Here is a 19298-nt window from a genome sequence, read left to right on the forward strand (position 1 = left end):
GTAGTCGCGCTTGAGCACCGGGTACTTTTCTTTCATTTCCTGGGTCGGTTTGTCCCGATGGGGGTAGTCCCAGGCTTCCTTGTGTGCGTTTTTGTAGTCCTTGATGTGCTCGATGTTCCGCCCGCGCTCCAACAGGAGCACGGTCAAGCCTTTTTCGGTCAGCTCTTTGGCGGCCCAGCCACCACTGATGCCGGAGCCAACCACGATTGCATCGTAATGATTATCTGCCATGGGTACTTCTCACTCTGGTTATTATTGCAACGCTTGTTATTCTGACAAACCGGCTCGCAAATCTTTGATTGAGGTTTTAACCGACGTCATCGGATCCATCCTTCCCGGATAGATCTCCTGTTCTATGACGAACCAGGCGGGGTTTTCCGCACTCTCCAGTGCGCTGACAATAGAGCGACAGTCCAGTCGATACTGCTTGATCAACGGTTGCACGGTTCCATGGTTGTCGGTCGCTGCCTACTTTTCCGAAAAGATGTCATCAAACTCGCGACGATGGCTGTGATATCCGGTATTAATCCCGTAACGTTAACCGCCATTGGGCGATTTTCCCGACTTGCGTGCAGACAAAACGACCGTTCCGTCACCAGTACGGTGGTGGTGAATATTGAAGTTTTCACGCAAAGCGAGAAGCAGGCCATCCACATCACCCGCCTTATATAGGCCGGCGATGCGTACCTGGGCGATTGCCGGATCGGCGACTTCGAAGTCTAGGGTGGTGTAGCGACTGACTTCCGACAGTGCCTCCTGCAGGGTTTCTCCCCTGAATACCAGATTGCCATCACGCCAGGACAGTCGGTCTTCAATCTGGGCTTCATCGACCGAATCGACCTGTTTGGGCTGCAGCGCCCGGATGGAGAGCTTCTGTCCCTTTTTTAGTTCCTGGACCGGCTCGTCAAGGGCATCTTCCAGGGCGGATTTCACGTGAACCACACCCTCGGTGACGATCACATCGACATCGTCGTCGTCCATCAGATAAACGTTAAAGGCTGTCCCCACCGCCTCGACCAGTTTGCCGCCGGCCTTGACCCGAAGCGGACGTTCCGGATCGTGGTCAACTTCGACGTGCAGCTCGCCCCGGCTCAGCTCCAGCAAGCGCTCGTCCGCCGAATAGGTGACCGAGACCAGCGTGTTGGTATTGAGCAGCAGGCGGGTGCCATCCGGCAGGTTCACCGTCGAGTGCGCCCCGATACCGGTTTCGTAGACGGTATTCTCCTGGGCGACCGTCGCGACCCCGGGAGTCTCTTGCGTGTCGTTCCAGGGTGAGAGTGGCGTGAACAGGCCGAAGGCGGCCACCAAGAACAGCACCGATGCGGCCACGGCGGTGGCGGCCCCCAGGCCGAACCGCTTGTGGTGACTCGACCGTGCCGGTGGATCAAACAGCTCAGAGAGTACCGCCAGGCTGTCCATCCGGTCCCACAGATCAGCCATTTCCAGCAGGCATTCGCGGTGATGGGCGTTCTGATCCAGCCAGCGGCGCAAGGTCTCGGTTTCTTCCCCGGACAGACCACGATCGAGACGAGCCACCCAGAGGCTGGCATCCTCGTACATCTGGTCTTCGGTCTGGAACTGATAAATATTGCTCATTGCTTGATTCCTTGACTCTCACTTGAGCCCGGATTCCGGCTCACTCCCGTGGGAGCCTGTTTCATATACTGCCGACACCGGTTCATGCCCCGGGCGATGTGCTTCTCGACCGTGTTTTCACTGATGCCCAGATCAAGAGCGATCTCTCTCTGTGAATACCCGTAGACCTTTTTCAATACGAACGCCCGCCGACATTGAAGTGGTAGGTGCCGGACCGCTTCGCAAAAGTGTTCAAATTCCCGCTCGGCCGATGCCTGTTCATAGACCTGATCCTGATCCTCGGTCGCCCAGTCCGGATTGACGCCCTCGTCCTCCATACTCACGCCCACCCGAGTCTCGGCACGCTTTAGGTGGTCGAGAGCCAGGTTACGAGCCGTCCTGTAGAGAAACGAATGCGGATTGCGGATCTGCTCGGTATTTTTCACCGCACAGATCCGCACGTAGGTCTCCTGGACGATGTCCTCAATCTCCTTCGGGGGCACCAGCCGGGAAACGGCCCGCATCAACCCCTTCCGGATGGAGAGGTAGGCGTTCTCCAAATTGTCTTTATTTGTCATACTTGTTCTTGCGCCTTAGATCAACTCACGCCCGCCCCGGCCAAACGAATCCGGGGCCTTGTCTGTAAGGACGACTGAGACCGGAAAATCCGCCACCGCTCTGTTCCCGAACGTCTTTTCATCGAGTTTACCCCCCGATGGGGCGATTGAGTAGCTGTTATAATGGATTGCGGGCACCCCCAAGGTCCTGTGGGCGATAGCGCGATTCCCCGGACCGACTTTGGCGCCTGACTTACGATTGTCACATTTCTGCAATAAGGTGAGCTTTTTGTCTATGACACAACAGGGGTACAGGGTGTCCAACGCCTTTTTCAATCGTGAGCTCAGCCTGCTCGAATTCCACAAACGGGTCCTCTACCAGGCCTGCGACCATTCGCTGCCTTTGATGGAACGGCTGCGATTTGTCTGCATTTTCTCGACAAATCTCGACGAATTCTTCGAAGTTCGGGTCGGTGGCCTGGTCGAAATGCTGGAATTGAACGCCTCCAGCCCCTCGGGACCGGACGGGCTCAGCCAGGAGGAGACCCTCGCGGAGGTGTCCGGGCGGGCCCACGATCTGGTGGATGAACAGTATCGTATTCTCAATGATCAGCTGCTGCCCCTGCTGGCCGACCATCAGATACGCATTCTGCGCCGGGATGAATGGAACGAGGCCCAGACTGCCTACCTGCGCGAGTATTTTGAATCCGACGTTCTGCCGCTGTTGAGCCCCATCGGGCTGGACCCGGCGCACCCGTTTCCGCGCATTCTGAACAAAAGCCTGAACTTCATCGTCAAGCTGGACGGCAAAGACGCCTTCGGCCGCAACTCCGGCCGGGCGATCGTCCAGGTGCCGCGCTCGCTCAACCACATGACGGAGCTGCCCCCGGAGGTGGCCGGTGAAGGTCGCGCTTTTGTCTTCATTTCGTCCATCATCCACTACTTCATGGCCGAGCTTTTCGTCGGCATGACGGTCATCGACAGCTACCAGTTTCGCCTGACCCGCAACTCGGACATCTTTCTGGACGAAGAGGAAACCGAGGACCTGTTGCGCGCGGTTCAGGGCGAGCTGGTGTATCGCCAGTACGGCGACGAAGTGCGCCTGGAAGTGGCCGACACCTGCCCGAAGGATCTGGAGGACTTTCTGGTCGAGCGCTGCGAGCTCAAGCAGCGCGACGTTTACCGGATCAAAGGCCCGGTCAATATCAACCGCCTGTCCGACCTGTTCGACCTGATCAAGGACAGCCGGTTTTACTTCCCGCCCTTTATCCAGGCCATGCCCAAGCTGCCCAAACGCACCAACAGTTATTTCGCCGCGTTGAAAAAACAGGACATTCTGCTCCACCATCCCTTCGACTCCTTCAATGCCGTGGTCGATTTTTTGCGGGAAGCGGCCATCGACCCGAATGTTCTGGCCATCAAGCAGACGCTGTATCGCGCCGGGTCCAATTCACCCGTGGTCGATGCCCTGGTGGCCGCCGCCAAGGCCGGCAAGGAGGTGACCGCCATCGTCGAGCTGCGGGCACGCTTCGATGAAGAACAGAATGTGGCACTGGCCGAACGCCTGCAGCGCTACGGCATCCATGTGATTTACGGGGTGGTGGGCTTTAAAACCCACGCCAAGATGCTCCTGGTTGCCCGCCGCGAGGAAAGCAAGCTGCGCTACTACGTGCACCTGGGCACCGGTAACTATCACCCGAAAACCACCATGCTCTACACCGACTACGGCCTGATGACCAGCGACAAGACGTTGGGAGAGGATGTGTACCGGGTGTTTCTGCAGCTGAGCAGCCTGGGCAAGGCCTCCAAAATGGACAGCCTCCTGTACGCGCCCTTTACCCTGCACAAGGGCATGGTGCGACGCATTCGCGCGGAGAAAGAGAACGCCGAGCAGGGCAAGCCCGCGCGCATCATTGCCAAGATGAACTCCCTGTACGAAGAGGAGTTGACCAACGAGCTCTACGCCGCCGCCCGGGCCGGGGTCAAGATCAACCTGATTGTGCGCGGCATCTGTCAGCTGCGCCCCGGCATGGAGGGACTGTCCGATACCATTGAAGTGCGCTCGATTGTCGGTCGCCTGCTGGAGCACAGCCGCGTGTTCTATTTTGAGAACGACGGGGACCCCGACGTCTACTGCTCCAGCGCCGACTGGATGATCCGCAACATGTTCCACCGGGTGGAGACCTGCTTTCCGATCAAGCACAGGAAGATTCGCGATCGGATCATCGAGGATCTGGACGTCTATCTGCAGGACAACACTCACGCCTGGATTCTGCAAGCCGATGGCAGCTATCAGCACCTTCAGCCCCAGGGCGGGGAAGAGGCGGTGGATTCACAGGCGATATTGTTGGATCGGTGGGCGGCGCGGCAGTTGACCACCAGTTGATGGTGGGCGATGGTGGGCGGAGCCCACCCTACCGGTTCGGCGCACAATGACGGTCAATTGGTGGGCGGAGCCCACCCTACGGGAACGGTCGGTGCGGTGATTGGGTCGGTGGGCGGAGCCCACCCTACGGGGTGGGGGCAATGTGGATGTAGGGTGGGCTCTGCCCACCAGGAAGTAGGCTGGGCTCCGCCCACCGCTCACTCGAGAATCAGCTCGTACCCAAGATCCTGAAGATAATTCCCTTCAATTTCCAGATCGGCGAGCGTCAGCGGATTGGCCTCGAGCCAGTCGGGCTGCACAAACAGATCCAACGTCTGCTTATGAACTTTCAGCCGCGCCGGGGGTGTGCCGCTTTTCTTCTGGGCGCGATTGAAAATGACTGCCAGACGCAACAGTATCGCCAGCCGCACCAGATCGGTGTTGTCCATGGGAAACTTTTTGGTGGGGAAGCGCTTTCGGTGGGCCAGCACCAACGCCGACAGCTGGGACTGCTCCATGCGCGAACAGCCGGCCAGATCCACGTTCTCGACAATATAGGCGCTGTGTTTGTGGTAGTCGCTGTGGGTAATATCCAGTCCCACCGGGTAGAGCCGCGTGGCCCAGCTCAACAACTTGCCCGCTTCGGCCGCGTCCAGCCCCCAGTCATCGGCCACCTGATCGAGCAGCAAGAGCGCGGTCTTTTCCACGTTCGCGGATTTGGTGAGATTGACATGAAAACGTTTGGCCAGTGCGTCCACGCTCTCCTGACGGATGTCGCGGTTTTCGAGTCGGCCTTTCAGGTCGTACAGCAGCCCCTCGCGCAGGGCCCAGTCGGCGGCCTGCATGCGTTCGATCTGTAGGCTCTCAAAGAGCGCGGACAGGACGATCACACCGCCGAGAAACACCGGCTCCCGATCGCTGGACAGGCCTTTCAGATTCAGGGTCAGATCACCCTTGTCGCGATACTGTTTGATGATTTTTTCCAGGCCCTCGGCGGTAATGCTGCCGTCGGTCCAGCCGTTCTGTTCGCAGACCTTGGCGACCGCCTTGATGGTGCCCGAGGCGCCCAGCACCTCCTCCCAGCCGCGCTCGAGAAAGGCATCACTGACCGGAGCGATTTCCTGCTGGCAGGCAATGCGCGCTTTTTTCACCAGCTTGTCGGTGACCTTGCCGTCGAGGAAAAACCGCTTGGTCAACGCGACGCAGCCCATGCTCAGACTCTCCTTGAGCAGAGGCGCCATGCCCTGCCCCAGAATGACCTCGGTACTGCCGCCACCAATGTCCACCACCATGCGCCGCCCCTCGCCCGGGGCAATGCAGTGGGCCACGCCCAGATAGACCAGCCGCGCCTCTTCCTCCCCCGAGATCACCTCGACCGGGTGCCCCAACCGCTTCTGGGCTTCAGCGAGAAAGTCGCGTGAATCGTTGATGCTGCGAAGGGTTTTGGTACCGACAATACGGACACTGCGGGAGGGGTAGTCGCGCAGCCGCTCGCCAAACCGCTCCAGGCAGGCCAGGGCGCGATCGCGTGCTTCATCGTCCAGGGTACCGTCTTCCTGCAGCCCCCAGCCCAGGCGCACCGGGTCGCGCAACCGGTCGAGCAGCGTCAGGGTGTCGTTGTCCCAGCGGGCAATGATCAGGTGAAAGCTGTTGGACCCCAGGTCAATCGCGGCGATGTGACTGGCACGCGATGAAAACAGACGGGACAGATTGAACATTCGTAGCACCTTTTCCGCTATGGCGATTGACGGCATCGGCGGTGGCCGTTTGTTAACCACCCGCCAGTTCAAGCTCCTCGGTGAGTTCCAGCCACTGCTCTTCGCATTCCTCCAGCTGGCTCTGGCACTCTCCCTGAGATCTTAGCAGTTTCTGCAGCTCCTGCTTGTTGGCCTCGTCATAGAGGTCGGGGTCGGCCATTTTGTTTTCCAGCTCACCCAGCTCGCGCGTCAGGCGCTCCATGTCCCGTTCCAGCTTTTTCAACTTGTCTCTCAAGGGTTTGCGCTGTTGGCGCCGGGCGGCCGCCTCCTGGCGCAGCGCCTTTTTGTCTTCTTTGGGGGCGGGCGCGGCCGCTTTCTCCTCGGCATTGTCGTCCAGCCGGCGCTGGAGCAGCCAGCGGTAGTAGTCGTCCAGATCGCCGTCAAAGTCGGCCACCCGGCCATCGGCCACCAGCAGAAACTGATCCACGGTATTGCGCAGCAGGTGACGATCGTGTGACACCAGAATGACGGCGCCTTCAAATTCCTGCATGGCCACCGTCAAGGCCTGGCGCATCTCCAGGTCCAAGTGGTTGGTGGGTTCGTCCAGCAACAGGACGTTGGGTTTCTGCCAGACGATGATGGCCAGCGCCAGCCGCGCCTTTTCGCCCCCGGAGAAATGGGTGATCGGCTCGAATGCCCGGTCCCCCTGAAAATCGAACCCGCCCAGAAAGTTGCGTACCTCCTGCTCGCGCGTCTCCGGCGACATGCGCAGAATGTGCTGTGCCGCCGAGGCTTTCAGGTCCAGCGCGTCCAGCTGGTGCTGGGCAAAGTAACCCAGTTTGAAGTTCTCGCCCACGTGACAGTCGCCGCGCATCAGCTGCAGATCGCCCGCCAGGGTTTTGATCAGGCTGGATTTGCCCGCGCCGTTGGGGCCCAGCAGGCCGATGCGGGTTTCGGGCAGGATGCCCAGGTTGACCTGGGAGAGGATCGGGCTGTCGCCATAGCCGATATCCGCCTGGCTCAGGTTGATCAACGGGCTCGACATTTTGCCCGCCGGGGCAAAGCGGAACGTAAACGGCGAATCGACATGGGCCGGGGCGATCTTCTCCATCCGCTCCATGGCCTTGAGTCGACTCTGTGCCTGCCGCGCCTTGTTGGCCTGGGCGCGAAAGCGACGGACGTAGGCTTCCATATGGGCCAGTTGCTCCTGCTGTTTCTTGTGCGCGGCCTCCTGCTGCGCCAGATGCTCCGCCCGCTGGTGCTCATAGGCGGAGTAGTTGCCGATGTAAAGGTTGAGCTTGCCATTATCGATGGCGACAATCCGGTCCACGACATTGTCGAGAAAGTCCCGGTCGTGGGAGATGATGATCAGCGTTCCCGGGTAGCGCTGCAGCCACTGCTCCAGCCAGAGGGTGGCATCCAGATCCAGGTGGTTGGTGGGTTCGTCCAACAACAACAGATCGGACGGGCGCATCAGTGCCTGGGCGAGATTGAGCCGGATGCGCCAGCCACCGGAGAAGTCGGACACCGGCCGGACATCGTCCCCCGGGGCAAAGCCCAGACCATTGAGCAACTGCTGGGCACGGGCCGGGGCGGAATAGGCCTGGATGTTTTCCATCTCGCCATAGAGTCGGGCCAGGGCCTCGCCGTCGTGCTGGGAGCGGTCGATGGCCGCCTCCAGGCGCCGCAACTCGATATCGCCATCCAGCACATGGTCGAGCGCACTGCACTCGAGGGTTTCCACCTCCTGCGCCATATGCGAGACGCGCCACTGTTTGGGAATATCCCACTGACCGGTGTCGCAGCTCAACTGCCCCAGTAGCAGTTTGAACAGGCTGGTTTTACCACTGCCATTGGGCCCGATCAGGCCGGCTTTCTGGCCCGGGAAGAGGGTGAGGTCGGCGTACTCCAGCAGAAACTGGGTCCCGCGCTGAAGGGAAACTTGCTGTAATTGGATCATGCCGAGTATTCTACCAGTTACGGGCGATGGGATGAGGGAAACATGAACCTGGCCATACTGAAATCAAACCTCTGGGACTTTGCCCTCTGGCTGTATCGACAGCCCGGAGTCGAGGAGCTGTGCCTGTCGCTTCAGGACCAGTGGGGAGCGGACGTCAACATCCTGCTCTGGCTCTGCTGGCTCGAGCGCGAGGGGCTGGCCCTCAATGAAACCCGCCTGCATCTGGCCCAGGCGCACATCGCCCCCTGGAAAACCGAGATCGTCCTGCCCCTGCGGCGCATGCGCCAGCACATCAAACGCCACTACGGCACCGCGATTCCGGCGGTCGAAGCCAGCCGCAAGGCGATCAAGGCCGCCGAGCTGCAGGCCGAACAGGCCGTCCAGGCCAAACTGGAAAAACTGGCGAGCACCTGGCTGGCCAGTGCCGGGCCCAGACCCGTGGCCCGGGGCGCCAACCTGGCTGTCTACGCCCGCATGTTGGCACTACCCGAAGAAGTGGAGCAGGAGGCACGGCACATTCTGATGCGGCGCTGACACATCCCGTCCTCCCGGGAACCAACGACCACACGATCGAAGTGACCCACAACAAGAAGTAACCCACAACAAAAAAGGGCCCGGAATTCCGGGCCCTTTTTAATGGTGGTTGGTTCAATTAACCGGGTTATCTAGAACTTGTCATCACTGTCGTGAAAATCCCGGTCGAACAGACTACCGGAAGACGGACGATCAGGTACCGGCTCCGCTTTGGGCTTGTCCGAAGGCTCAATCAGCTCGGTACCGCGATGCCCCGGCTTGGGCTCGCGCGGATCGGGCCGAACCGGATCGGCGGGCTTATCGGACACCGGGGGCGCTTCCGGATCGCGATCCACCGCCGGTGAGAGCGGTTCGGGCTCGGCGGGCTTGGCCGGAGGGGCGCTGGGTGTCGGCTGCGCCGGCGACTTCGGCGGTGCGGGCTGGGCCGGAGGCTTGGGCGCCGTTTTGCTCACCGGGGCTTTCTTCTGGCCCGCTTTGCTGGAGCTTTTCTTCGCCGTGGTTTTCTTCGCGGTTGTTTTCGTGGCCGAAGTTTTCTTCGTAGAGGCCTTCTTGGTAGAGGCTTTAGCAGAGGCCTTCTTGGTAGAAGCCTTCTTGGCCGTGGCGGTGGTCTTGCTGGCCGCCTTCTTCTTGCTCGGGGCCTTTTTGGCGGTGGTTTTCTTGGCGGTTGCGCCGGCCTTACTGGCTACTTTCTTGGTAGCGGCCTTTTTGCTGACGACTTTTTTCTTGGCGGCCGGCTTTTTTGCCGCCGCTTTTTTGGTGGTGGTTTTTTTGCTGGCGGATTTCTTGCGCGCCGTGCTTTTCTTGCTCGCGGCTTTTTTCTTCAACTTCTTTTCCACCGCCTTGGTGGCCTTGTTGATTTCGCGCGCGAGCTTGTCGGCCTGGGTTTTCTCGGCCTTGGCCTCGGTCAGGGCCTGCTTGGCTTCTTGCCAGGCCTGCTGGGCGGCGTCTACCACCTGCTGCTGTTTGGTCACTGCCTCAGCCGCTTTGTTCTGACGGCTCCGGGTAGCGGCGGTTTTGTTCTTTACCTTGCCGGCCGCCACCTTGCGGGCGCGCAATGTTTTGAGCTTGCTCTTGGCACCATCCAGCGCCTTTTTGGCTTTGCTCTCGGCCTTTTCAGCCTGAGTGAGTTTTTGCGCGCGGGCTTTGTCCAGCTGCGCCTGAACCTTCTCGACCTGTTTCTCCAGGTCGGTCACGCTGACAGTTGCTTTTTTTCTGGCGGCCATAGTGAAATTCCTGTGCAATTGGGAGTGAACGAAACCAGCAACAATGCTTTTCGCTATTGTAGTAGTGTCAAACAAAAATGTGTATGACCGCACGGCAATTTACGCCAAATCCAACCAAAATAGCCCTCAAATTGCCTCTTAAGGGAACCTTGCCGGCCCGCAACTGACCAAGAATGACCCTTGGGGCGGCAAAAACCCGCGAAAAGCGTACACAGAGCAGCAAGTTGAGTTACTATTGGGCGCTCTTATTGCCAACCAAATGACACTCTCCAATATAAAAGAAGGTGCACAACATGAAACGCAATTCACTACTACTGCTGGGACTCATGGCTTCCACTGCGGTACTGATTGGCTGCAACCAGGCCGAAGAAGAGCAACCGGCGAAGCTGGAAACCCTGGAACAGAAGGTCAACTACGTTTTCGGTACCAACCTGGCCGAGAACCTTGAGCAGGGCGGCGTATCGATTGAGCCGGAAGCCTTTGCCCAGGCGCTGCGCGACAAGCGCGACGGGGTTGAGCCACGCCTGAGCGAAGAGGAAATGCAGGAAGTGATGCAGACCTTCCAGGAACAGGAAATGGCCCGCCGTGAAGCCGAGACCGAACAACAGGGCGAAGCCAACCGCGAAGCGGCCGAAGCCTTCTTTGCCGAAAACATCGAAGAGGAAGGCGTGACCGAAACCGAATCCGGCCTGCAGTACAAAGTGCTGGAAGAAGGTGAAGGGGCCAAGCCCGACGCCGACGATACTGTCACCGTGCACTACCGCGGCCGGTTGCTGGACGGCACCGAGTTCGACAGCTCCTATGAGCGCGATCAGCCCGCGACCTTCGCACTGAACAGCGTGATTGCCGGCTGGACCGAAGCGCTTCAGCTGATGTCACCGGGCTCCAAGTACGAGCTGTACATTCCCGCCAACCTGGCCTATGGCCCCGGCGGCAACGGCCCGATTCCGCCCAATTCGGCGCTGATTTTCGAAGTCGAGCTGCTGGAAGTGGCCGAGCCGGAAGAAGCCCCGGCCGAAGAAGAGTAACACCCGTGCAAAAGGGGGGCTTACGCCCCACCACAAAAAAGGCCGCTCCCGGAAGCGGCCTTTTTTGTGGGTTTTTGTTTTGTGGGCCCCTGACGAGTCAGTACGTCAGGTCGTGCACAAAACCCTCGGAGCTGAGTGCCCGGTATCGGTCGGGATCCTCGGTAAAGGCCACATCGATCACCGACACCGCCGTGGGATGCCAGGCTTTTCGCTTGGGCAATTGCCAGCGGTAGACGAGACGGCGGTTGTCGATGTCCCACAAGAATACCCGACCGTTGGGCATCCCGGTGAGCAGGTAGGCCCCATCGTCGCTGAAGCGGGCGCTGATGATCCGCAAACCCCGCTTGACCCGCTCCTCTGGCAGAGGCAACTCCCACACCACTCCCTCGCGCGTCCAGAGTCTGGCCTTCTCGTAACGCCCCGAGGAGAGCACCAGCTCGCCATCCGAGCTCAGCCTGACCAGCTGCACCGGCGCATCGTGCTGCTCACTGGCAACCGGCTCGCCCGTCTCGGCATTCCACAGGGTGGCCGTGCCAGCGTCGGAGCCACTCACCGCATAGCGGCCATCGCCACTGAGCGCGACGGTCGACACCCGGTCACTGTGATGGAAGTTGCGAATGATGCCGCCACCGCCGACGTTGTAGAGCGACGCGCGGTAATCTCCCAGACCGAGCAGGGCCACACGTCCGTCCGGTCCGAGGCTGCTGGTGAGAATTTCCGAGGGGCTGCTCCAGTATTGCTCGGCCTCGCCGGTGTCGGTATTCCACAGCACCAGGGTGCGCTCATCGGTCGTGAGGGCACGGCGGCCATCGGTGGAGAAGCTGGCCGAGGTAATCAGGGTGTAACTGTCCTGTTTGTGGTTCCAGTCGTAAAGGCGCTCGCGCTCGTCCAGTTGCCACAAGCTGCCCCCATGATAGCTCGAACCGACGAGCGCCCAGTTTCCGTCCCGGGACAGCGCGCCTGTCTGCACGCTGCGTGCCGCCACCTCCAGGCTGCTCTCGGGTTTGGCGGGGCGATCGCACCCCGATAGCGCTCCCGCCAGCAATCCCGTACAGACCAGTAGTATCAGCCCTTGACGCCGGGGCCGGGCGGGTGACTTGGGCATGGCGTGTCTCTCAGGCTTTCAGGCTCCCGGGCTTCAGGTAATCCCGGGCTTCAGGTAACCAGGTCTTTGTGTGCGGTGTGCAACACTTCGATCATCCGGTCTTCGGCACTGAAGCGGATCTCCAGTGTTTCTCCAAGGCGCGACAGATCGGGCTCCAGTGCCTCCAGATCGTCAGTCTCTAAATACTTATCGTTGAAATCCAGAACTTCTTGAGTGGTTTGGTCGATGATTTTGAACAGACGACTCGCTTCCGCCAGGGCCGCCTTATCACCAAACTCGCGCCCCTCTTTGATCAGCTGGTCATACACTTCAAAGTGACCGGCCGAAACATAGTCCACCAGAGTTTCACACAATCGGCGCAGTTTGCCGCCGCGCACCTGGTCGTCGGCCTCGGGGCGTTTCAGCGCACTCAGATCGCAGAACTGCACGAGCATTTTGCGACGCGCTTCCAGCCACTGATCCACCAGGGTGCTGACCCCGCCCCAACGCTCTTTTGCATCTTTACAGTTTTCTAACATTTCGGGTTCCTTACAAATACCACTCACAAACTCAGGGACGGCCAGCGGGCGTCACACTGCATTCAGATTTCTACTTCAAATCAACGGGCCCAACCACGACTCTGGGGCGGGCGCCTCACAAACTGGTAGACATTGACCACCGCCAGCACCACAAACCCGATCAGGGTCCAGCCCGGGATGCTGATACCGAACAGCGACCAGACCACTTCGGCGCAGTTGCCATCGCCCATCAGCATAACCCGCAACGCCTCAAGAAAGGGCGCTGTGTCCAGAATAAATTCGAAACTGGGGCCGCAGGAGGGAATCTGATCTTCAGGCAGGCTCTGCATCCAGAGCTGGCGGCTCGACACCGCGCCGCCGGCAATGGCCGAGAGTATTCCGAGACCGGCATACACGCGGCGACCGATGGCGCCCGGGTTGTGCATCCAGGCCATCAGCGCCCAGACCCCCACCAGAATCACGAACACCCGCTGCCCCACGCAGAGCGGGCAGGGCTCCAGGCCCATGGCGTGCTCCATATAGAGAGCGACCGCCATCATGGCCGCGACGGCAAGGACAATCAACAGGTTGGTGGAACGGGTGGTCACTGGCATAGTCTATTCTCAAAGTATTTATCGGCTACAATGGTACGCAATAACCCCCATGGGGCGCTACTGCCAGCGTCCGATTTTGACGAAGCACTCACAAGATAAGGTGGCCACTGTCATGCAGCACCCTGCCCTTTCCCGCGCCGGTCATTTATTCCGCCACCCCCTGCCCCTGACGGCGGTCTGGCTGCTGGCACTGGCGCTGCTCCTCGCCAACGTCGACGCCCGGGCCCAGGCGGAGGATGTCGAGGACGAACTGTACATCCCTCTGGCCCAGCCTCTGGTGGTGAACTACGGCGGCCCGGGCCGGCTGAAGTACCTCAGAGCGGAGATCATCATCCGCATCGGGCAGCGCAGCGATGCCTCGGTCATCCGTCACCACATGCCGCTGATCCGGCATACGATGGTAATGCTGTTCAGCCGTCAGAGTGAGGAGGAGGTCAACTCTCAGCAGGGGCGCGAAGCACTGCGCCAGCTGGCGCTGGAAGAAATCAACCAGCGGCTGGCCCAAGAGGAAGGTCGTGAGGATATCGCGCGCGATCTGTTATTCAACAACTTTGTCGTCCAGCGCTAAGGGCTTTGTCGTCCAGCGCTGACAAGCCCTGCCAACCGGGGTCCGCCGCGAGGTAGGTCAGACGGCCCCCTGACACTCGCACTTTTCATACTGGCGGTAGTAGCGCTCCAGATAGTCCTCAAAACTGAGCCGGTCGGCCGCTTCCAGTGCGCGCTGATCCGCCAGTGACGCTTCGGCCAACTGCTCGAAGTGGCTCTTCAGTGCCGGCTCCAGCGGCCGCCGGGCAAAGACGTTGCGATGCTCCTCCGCCAGCGCCATGGCGTGCCCGAAGAAGGTTTTGCCCTCGCGCTGCATCTCCTCCAGTATTCTCGCTGAAGGGGTCAGCTCCGGCCGTGTCACCTTTTCCCGCTGATCGGCCACCGCCCGACGAAAATGGCCATCGCCTTGGCACTGATCGAGCAGGCCCGCACACTCTTCCATTCCCGCCAGCAGCTCGCCGGCCCAGTCAGCCATGGCGACCTCCTCCTCTCCGCGTTGCAGCGTCAGACCCGGCTCCCGGCCCCGGTAGACGATGCGCGACTGATTCTCCTGAATATTGCGATACTCCAGGTCGTTCGCGCGTGGGCTGTCCGCCAGCAGGCAGTAGAGCAGGAAGGCATCCAGAAAGTGGATCTGCTCGGCGCTGATGCCCAGCGGCTCGTAGGGATTGAGGTCGACGCAGCGCACCTCCACATACTCCACACCTCGCAGCCGCAGTGCCTGGAGAGCGGTTTCGCCGCGCTGGGTGGTGCGCTTGGGACGGACGCTGCTGTAGAACTCGTTTTCGATCTGCAGCAGGCTGGTATTCAGCTGCTGGTAGCGACCCTCGCTGTCTTTGACGCCAATCGCCTGATAGGCCGGGTGCGGGCGGGTAATGGCCTCACACAGGGTCTGCAGGTAGGTGGACAGGTCGTTGTAACAGATGGTCATCTGCTGCTGGGCATCGCTCTGGTAGCCCAGGTCGCCCATGCGCAGGGAGGTGGCATGGGGCGCATAGAGGCTGTGCTCGTCGTCACCGAAGGGCTGCAGGCTGTGTTTTTTGCCGCGCACAAAGGAGCGACAGACCGCCGGCGCCGCGCCGAACAGATAAATCAGAAGCCAGGAGTAGCGGCGGAAGTTGCGGATAAGATCAAAATACCGCTGGGTTTTGTAGTCCTGCAATAACTGCTCATCGCCCTCCTGCCGCTGCAGGTCGCGCCAGAAATCATCGGGCAGGGAAAAGTTGTAATGCACTCCGGCAATGGTCTGCATGGTGCGCCCATAGCGATGCCCCAGGCCCCGCCGATACACGGTTTTCATCAGGCCGCTGTTGGAGGAGCCGTAGCGGGCCACTGGAATGCCCTCATCACCCTTGAGCGAACAGGGCATACTGGCGGGCCAGAGCCGCTCTTCGCCCAGCACGCTGTAGGTATAGCGGTGGACATCATCCAGCTGGCGCAGCAGGTCACTCACCCGGTTGAACGGCTCGGTGATGAATTCCAGCAGCGCTTCACTGTAGTCGGTGGTGATGTGCGGATGGGTCATGGCCGAGCCCAGCGCCCTCGGGTGCTCGGTCTGCGACAGCCCCCCGTCCGGACTCACCCGCAGACTCTCTTTCTCAACCCCGCGAAGGATCCCCTTGAGCAGCGGATTCCCCGCCTTCGAGAAATGGGCGAGGTGTTGGCGATAGCGATGGGGGCGGGACAAATTTCTGCTCCTTTACAACGGGGCGCTGGCAACCGGCGATTGAGGCGCGGCAACCGCGATCAGGACTCGCTCGGGGGCAAGTCGTCGGTTGTTGATGCCGGGGCGTCAGCTGAGGGCGACTCTTCAGCCGATGACTCCACCTCCGCCGCTTTTGACGCTACAGGTCCGGATGATACCGCATCCGCACCGATCACGGGCAGCCCGCGCTCATCGGTCTGACACGAATGGATAGTAATACGCTGTTCAAAGTCTTTTGCGCTCACTTCCACCTTCAGATTGACCGCCTCGTCCCGGTGGGGCGTCTTGTACAGTGCCCCCCGGTCGCGGCCATCCAGCCAATCTTTCTGCTTTCCCAAAAACAGTCCTTCCTGATTCTGAAGAATATAGAGTTCTGTCATTGATCACCTTGCCATCGTCACGCAACGTGCGCCACCAAAACGCGAATTGTTCAGTGTTAGCGCGGCGAGTGCAAGGGGTTTTGAGAAACCGCTGGTCGGGCAAATACCACCTCTCGTCGCCCCTAACCCAAATGGGGTATGTGCCGGCTCAGCCGTTGGTCTAACATTTTGTGGGGAATTCAACGACATCTCCTTGCCTGGAGCCGCTGTTCCGCTCCACCGGTGCCGACAGGGAACTGACTGCCCACAGGGAACTGAATTTAAGGACCGGGATTCGGTAACGACCTACTAACAATCTGGAGCCAGATCATGCTTGTATTGCTTCGAACCCTGCTGGTAACCCTCGCCCTGATGAGCCTGGCCGCCTGTGGCGGCGGTGGTGGCGATGGTTCGACCCCTCCGACCAATAACGACGGTGGTGGCGACACCACCGATGATGACAACACTGACGACGACACCGGTGACAACAGCGACGAAGAGGAGCCCACCTCGGGCAGCCGCACCGGCACTTTTGTCGATAGCGCTGTCGCCGGGATCACCTTCACCAACGAGCCCAGCGGCATTACCGGCACCACGGATGCCCAGGGCCGCTTTACCTTCGAGCCCGGCGACACGGTCACCTTCTCTATTGGCGACCTGAACCTGCCCTCGACCACCGCCCGCGGCCTGGTCACACCGCTGACCATTGCCGGGACGGACGATCCCAATGATGTGGTGGCCACCAATATCGCCCGCCTGCTGCAGAGCCTGGATTTTGACGGCGATGCCAGCAATGGTATCGATATCGCCGGGGGCGCGGCCGACGTGGCCACCGCGGTGGACTTCTCGGCCGACGATTTCGATGATCAGGTCGCGGAGCTGGTGGCCAATTCCGGCAGCAGCAACACCAGCCTGGTTTCCGCCGAGGACGCGCGCGCCCACCTGCAGACCTCGCTGAATGAGGTCCGCGCCCGGGCCATCGGCAGCTGGTATTACGTCGACACCTCGGCGGCGGATGTTGAAGAACAGTTTGTGATCGTACTGACACTGATGAGTGATGGCCGATTTGCCCTCTTCAATGACGAAGACTGGCCTGAAATGGATGGCTTCGAAGTCGGCGATATTGGGTGGAACATCAGCAACGGGCAGATCACGCTGGACAACGTGCGTGACTACAGCGGGGAAATCGGCTTTGCCGGCGGCACCTGTGAATCAGAGGAAGACAACCAGTTCACCCTGGATCTGGTGAGCGGCAACAGCCTGGGTGACGACAAGCTATTGTTGGGAGCCGACACGGGCGTAGGCGAGGGCTGCGACGCCGAGGGCGATGGCGCCGAGGTCATTGAGTTTACCCGTCTTTACAGCGACACCGACGGCCGGGTGGGCACCTGGTTTATGGAAGATGCCGACGAGTTCCTCATGCTGCACCTTTTTGCCGATGGCATGTTCGCTTACCTGGAAGAAGATACCGACCCCCAATCCCTGTCAGCCGGGATCGAGCGCGGCACCTACAGCATTGATGCCGAAACCAACGCCGTCACCTGGACGGTGGTCACCGACACCAATGGCGACAGTGGTTTCTCCCACCCCTGTCCCGACCTGCCGGCCGGGGAAACCGGCTGCGGCCCCGACGGCGGGGACATCCAGGAAACCCTGACCTTTGACGCCGACAGTAACACCCTGGTGTTTGGGACCAATGCCCCCGACGAAGAGCCGGAAGCGTTTACGCGGGTCGGCCCCACCGGCGTGGAAGTGGGCACCAGTGGAGACAGTGGTAGCGGCGGCGACACCACGCTGGATATCAGCGGCACCTGGACCTTCGATATCAATGATTCCACTGACGTGGTCGAATGCGAAGACGACCGTATCGAGAACTTTGTCGTTGTCCAGACCGGTACCGATCTGGAAGTCACCGACGAAGGCGGCCACAATTACAGCGGCAGCCTGTCCGGCTCCAGCCTGGTCTGGACCGGCAGCTACCCGGAGGATGGCGGCACCACGGAAACCAGTCTGGAAGCCACCGTCACGGCCGATGGCGCCGGGTCGATGAGCATGTCCGGCTCCAGCGCCTGGAGCTTCACGATGGACGGCGAAACCGATCCGTACTGCTCCGGCACCAGCACCTTTACCGGCACGCTGAACTAGTACTCGTCAGCTCCGGGCCTGTAACGGGCCCGGAGCTACCCTTTTTCGCTCTTCCCTCCCTCTTCTCCTTCCCTTTCACTGACGTCAGAGCCGACCTTTCACTCTCGCCCAAATGAAAACGTTTCTATTTTTTTCACTCAAACGCTTGCCAACCACCTGAAAACGGGTTCATAATCTGCCTCATTCAGTGTCTTTACGACCATAAGACAGAATGACAACGTTTTCATAACGGCCGGCATTCCGTCGATGGTAACCAGGGGCACAGTGTTTACGGAGCGCAACCGTGTCGATCAAGCAAGTGGCCAAATTGGCCGGGGTATCCATCTCGACGGTATCCCGGTGCCTGAACAGCCCGGACCAGGTCAAACCCAAGACCCTGGCGGCGGTTCAGTCCGCCATTGATGAGACTGGCTACGCCCCCAATGCCCTGGCCCGCAACTTCCGCCGGGGCAAAACCGGGCTGGTGCTGGTGGTGCTCCAATCCGTTGGACTGCCCTTCTGGGAGGGCGTGATGCGCGGTATCAACGGGGTTGCCCGGGAAACCGGCTACTCGATCCTGATCCGGGAAACCGCCAGCAGCCAGCCCGAGCTGGATGACTACTGCAAAATGGTCATGTCCAAAGAGGCCGACGGCATCATTGTGCTCGCCAGCCCCTCGCCCATTTCCAGCACCAGCAGCAGTCACTACTCCAACCAGGCACGGCGTACCCCCATCGTGCTCGGTTGCGAGAACGTCACCGACGAGATGGCGCATATTCCCAGCGTACGGGTCGACAACCGGCGCGCGGCGAGCGAGGCCACCCAGTACCTGCTTCAGCTCGGGCACCAACGCATCGGCTTTATTGCCGGCTCGCGCGGCTCGCTCCTGACCCGGGACCGGGAGCGCGGCTACCGCGATGCCATGAAGGCCAGCCCCCGGGGCGAACATTCCGGGTGGGTGGTCAACGGCGACCAGACCATCGAGGGTGCACGCCGGGCCACCCGCCAGTTGCTCAGCCTGCCGGAGGCGCCCACCGCCATTTTCTGCGCCAACGACGAAATGGCGATGGCGGCCATCTTTGAGGTCAAGCGCCGGGGACTGCGCGTTCCGGACGACATCTCCGTGGTCGGTTTCGATGACACCCGCTATGCGGCCATCATGGACCCGCCCCTGACCACGGTGGTGCAGCCCACCGAAGAGATCGGGGAGCGCACCATGCGCCGGTTGATCAGCGCCATTGAGGGCCACGACATCGGCGAGGCGCCGGAGATTGTGGAGCACCGGTTGATTGTCCGGGATTCCACCGCCCCACCCCGTGCCGGGGAACCCGACAACCGACGGGGTCAGCCCACCGAGCAGACGGTCTGAGCCCTCACATGGACATACGGATTTACTGTTAGTCACACAA

The 19298-nt window shown here is 60.5% G+C and carries 17 protein-coding genes; 6 read left to right on the forward strand and 11 right to left on the reverse strand.

The genetic code is table 11. The features are described from left to right. The 3 genes from AAE484_RS01960 to AAE484_RS01970 all read right to left on the reverse strand — a co-directional run. Positions 1-231: NAD(P)-binding protein (locus AAE484_RS01960; RefSeq protein ID WP_341936648.1), on the reverse strand; the 231-nt coding region annotated here is incomplete at its 3' end. Positions 232-537: 306 nt separating this feature from the next. Then, entirely contained in the window at positions 538-1596 is a 1059-nt protein-coding gene (locus AAE484_RS01965; protein ID WP_341936649.1) for a FecR family protein, read from the reverse strand. Then, the gene (locus AAE484_RS01970; protein ID WP_341936650.1) at positions 1593-2153 is read right to left on the reverse strand and encodes an RNA polymerase sigma factor; all 561 of its coding nucleotides are present in this window, start codon (positions 2151-2153) and stop codon (positions 1593-1595) included. Before AAE484_RS01970 ends, AAE484_RS01965 begins: the two co-directional genes overlap by 4 nt. Positions 2154-2427: 274 nt before the next feature. Between AAE484_RS01970 and ppk1 the strand changes: the two genes are divergently transcribed. After that, positions 2428-4518, forward strand: coding sequence for a polyphosphate kinase 1 (ppk1, locus tag AAE484_RS01975; RefSeq protein WP_341936951.1), 2091 nt, complete (start codon positions 2428-2430; stop codon positions 4516-4518). Between the two features lie 197 nt (positions 4519-4715). Here the strand turns inward: ppk1 and AAE484_RS01980 are convergent, their stop codons facing one another. Then, a complete protein-coding gene (locus tag AAE484_RS01980) occupies positions 4716-6215 on the reverse strand; it encodes a Ppx/GppA phosphatase family protein (RefSeq protein WP_341936651.1) in 1500 nt (499 codons plus the stop codon). Positions 6216-6267: 52 nt separating this feature from the next. Then, a complete protein-coding gene (locus tag AAE484_RS01985) occupies positions 6268-8154 on the reverse strand; it encodes an ATP-binding cassette domain-containing protein (RefSeq protein ID WP_341936652.1) in 1887 nt (628 codons plus the stop codon). Positions 8155-8196: 42 nt separating this feature from the next. On the opposite strand from AAE484_RS01985, the gene AAE484_RS01990 reads away from it, so the two are divergent. Next, on the forward strand, positions 8197-8688 hold the full coding sequence (locus AAE484_RS01990) for a TIGR02444 family protein (protein ID WP_341936653.1): 492 nt from the start codon (positions 8197-8199) through the stop codon (positions 8686-8688). Positions 8689-8819: 131 nt separating this feature from the next. Here the strand turns inward: AAE484_RS01990 and AAE484_RS01995 are convergent, their stop codons facing one another. Beyond that, positions 8820-9911, reverse strand: a complete 1092-nt coding sequence (locus AAE484_RS01995; protein WP_341936654.1) for a histidine kinase — start codon at positions 9909-9911, stop codon at positions 8820-8822. 293 nt (positions 9912-10204) lie between these two features. Between AAE484_RS01995 and AAE484_RS02000 the strand changes: the two genes are divergently transcribed. After that, the gene (locus AAE484_RS02000; RefSeq protein ID WP_341936655.1) at positions 10205-10939 is read left to right on the forward strand and encodes an FKBP-type peptidyl-prolyl cis-trans isomerase; all 735 of its coding nucleotides are present in this window, start codon (positions 10205-10207) and stop codon (positions 10937-10939) included. Between the two features lie 97 nt (positions 10940-11036). On the opposite strand, the gene AAE484_RS02005 is transcribed toward AAE484_RS02000, so the two are convergent. The 3 genes from AAE484_RS02005 to AAE484_RS02015 all read right to left on the reverse strand — a co-directional run bounded on the left by AAE484_RS02005 (position 11037) and on the right by AAE484_RS02015 (position 13155). Continuing rightward, entirely contained in the window at positions 11037-12044 is a 1008-nt protein-coding gene (locus AAE484_RS02005) for a WD40 repeat domain-containing protein (protein WP_341936656.1), read from the reverse strand. 50 nt (positions 12045-12094) lie between these two features. Further along, positions 12095-12562, reverse strand: coding sequence for a sigma D regulator (gene rsd / locus AAE484_RS02010; RefSeq protein ID WP_341936657.1), 468 nt, complete (start codon positions 12560-12562; stop codon positions 12095-12097). A gap of 80 nt (positions 12563-12642) precedes the next feature. Then, the gene (locus AAE484_RS02015) at positions 12643-13155 is read right to left on the reverse strand and encodes a disulfide bond formation protein B (RefSeq protein WP_341936658.1); all 513 of its coding nucleotides are present in this window, start codon (positions 13153-13155) and stop codon (positions 12643-12645) included. A 112-nt stretch (positions 13156-13267) separates the two neighbouring features. Here AAE484_RS02015 and AAE484_RS02020 point away from each other — a divergent pair, with 112 nt between their 5' ends. Next, positions 13268-13723, forward strand: a complete 456-nt coding sequence (locus AAE484_RS02020) for a flagellar basal body-associated FliL family protein (protein WP_341936659.1) — start codon at positions 13268-13270, stop codon at positions 13721-13723. 57 nt (positions 13724-13780) lie between these two features. On the opposite strand, the gene gshA is transcribed toward AAE484_RS02020, so the two are convergent. Together gshA and AAE484_RS02030 are read right to left on the reverse strand one after the other, a co-directional pair. After that, entirely contained in the window at positions 13781-15388 is a 1608-nt protein-coding gene (gshA, locus tag AAE484_RS02025) for a glutamate--cysteine ligase (protein WP_341936660.1), read from the reverse strand. 59 nt (positions 15389-15447) lie between these two features. Beyond that, the gene (locus tag AAE484_RS02030; RefSeq protein WP_341936661.1) at positions 15448-15786 is read right to left on the reverse strand and encodes a hypothetical protein; all 339 of its coding nucleotides are present in this window, start codon (positions 15784-15786) and stop codon (positions 15448-15450) included. Between the two features lie 309 nt (positions 15787-16095). On the opposite strand from AAE484_RS02030, the gene AAE484_RS02035 reads away from it, so the two are divergent. Together AAE484_RS02035 and AAE484_RS02040 are read left to right on the forward strand one after the other, a co-directional pair. After that, positions 16096-17910, forward strand: coding sequence for a hypothetical protein (locus AAE484_RS02035; protein WP_341936662.1), 1815 nt, complete (start codon positions 16096-16098; stop codon positions 17908-17910). A gap of 283 nt (positions 17911-18193) precedes the next feature. Next, positions 18194-19258 (forward strand): LacI family DNA-binding transcriptional regulator, encoded by a 1065-nt coding sequence (locus AAE484_RS02040; RefSeq protein WP_341936663.1) that lies wholly within the window; start codon positions 18194-18196, stop codon positions 19256-19258. Positions 19259-19298: the final 40 nt, after the last annotated feature.

Source organism: Marinimicrobium sp. C2-29, assembly GCF_038419845.1.
GTDB lineage: Bacteria > Pseudomonadota > Gammaproteobacteria > Pseudomonadales > Cellvibrionaceae > Marinimicrobium.

Bases quoted from the DNA above. Each gene is read 5' to 3' on its own strand.
- AAE484_RS02000 (WP_341936655.1), top strand. From the start codon at position 10,205: ATGAAACGCAATTCACTACTACTGCTGGGACTCATGGCTTCCACTGCG.
- AAE484_RS01995 (WP_341936654.1), bottom strand. From the start codon at position 9,911: ATGGCCGCCAGAAAAAAAGCAACTGTCAGCGTGACCGACCTGGAGAAA.
- AAE484_RS02015 (WP_341936658.1), bottom strand. From the start codon at position 13,155: ATGCCAGTGACCACCCGTTCCACCAACCTGTTGATTGTCCTTGCCGTC.
- AAE484_RS01990 (WP_341936653.1), top strand. From the start codon at position 8,197: ATGAACCTGGCCATACTGAAATCAAACCTCTGGGACTTTGCCCTCTGG.
- rsd (WP_341936657.1), bottom strand. From the start codon at position 12,562: ATGTTAGAAAACTGTAAAGATGCAAAAGAGCGTTGGGGCGGGGTCAGC.
- AAE484_RS02020 (WP_341936659.1), top strand. From the start codon at position 13,268: ATGCAGCACCCTGCCCTTTCCCGCGCCGGTCATTTATTCCGCCACCCC.
- AAE484_RS01985 (WP_341936652.1), bottom strand. From the start codon at position 8,154: ATGATCCAATTACAGCAAGTTTCCCTTCAGCGCGGGACCCAGTTTCTG.
- AAE484_RS02030 (WP_341936661.1), bottom strand. From the start codon at position 15,786: ATGACAGAACTCTATATTCTTCAGAATCAGGAAGGACTGTTTTTGGGA.
- AAE484_RS01980 (WP_341936651.1), bottom strand. From the start codon at position 6,215: ATGTTCAATCTGTCCCGTCTGTTTTCATCGCGTGCCAGTCACATCGCC.
- AAE484_RS02005 (WP_341936656.1), bottom strand. From the start codon at position 12,044: ATGCCCAAGTCACCCGCCCGGCCCCGGCGTCAAGGGCTGATACTACTG.
- AAE484_RS01965 (WP_341936649.1), bottom strand. From the start codon at position 1,596: ATGAGCAATATTTATCAGTTCCAGACCGAAGACCAGATGTACGAGGAT.
- ppk1 (WP_341936951.1), top strand. From the start codon at position 2,428: ATGACACAACAGGGGTACAGGGTGTCCAACGCCTTTTTCAATCGTGAG.
- AAE484_RS02035 (WP_341936662.1), top strand. From the start codon at position 16,096: ATGCTTGTATTGCTTCGAACCCTGCTGGTAACCCTCGCCCTGATGAGC.
- AAE484_RS01970 (WP_341936650.1), bottom strand. From the start codon at position 2,153: ATGACAAATAAAGACAATTTGGAGAACGCCTACCTCTCCATCCGGAAG.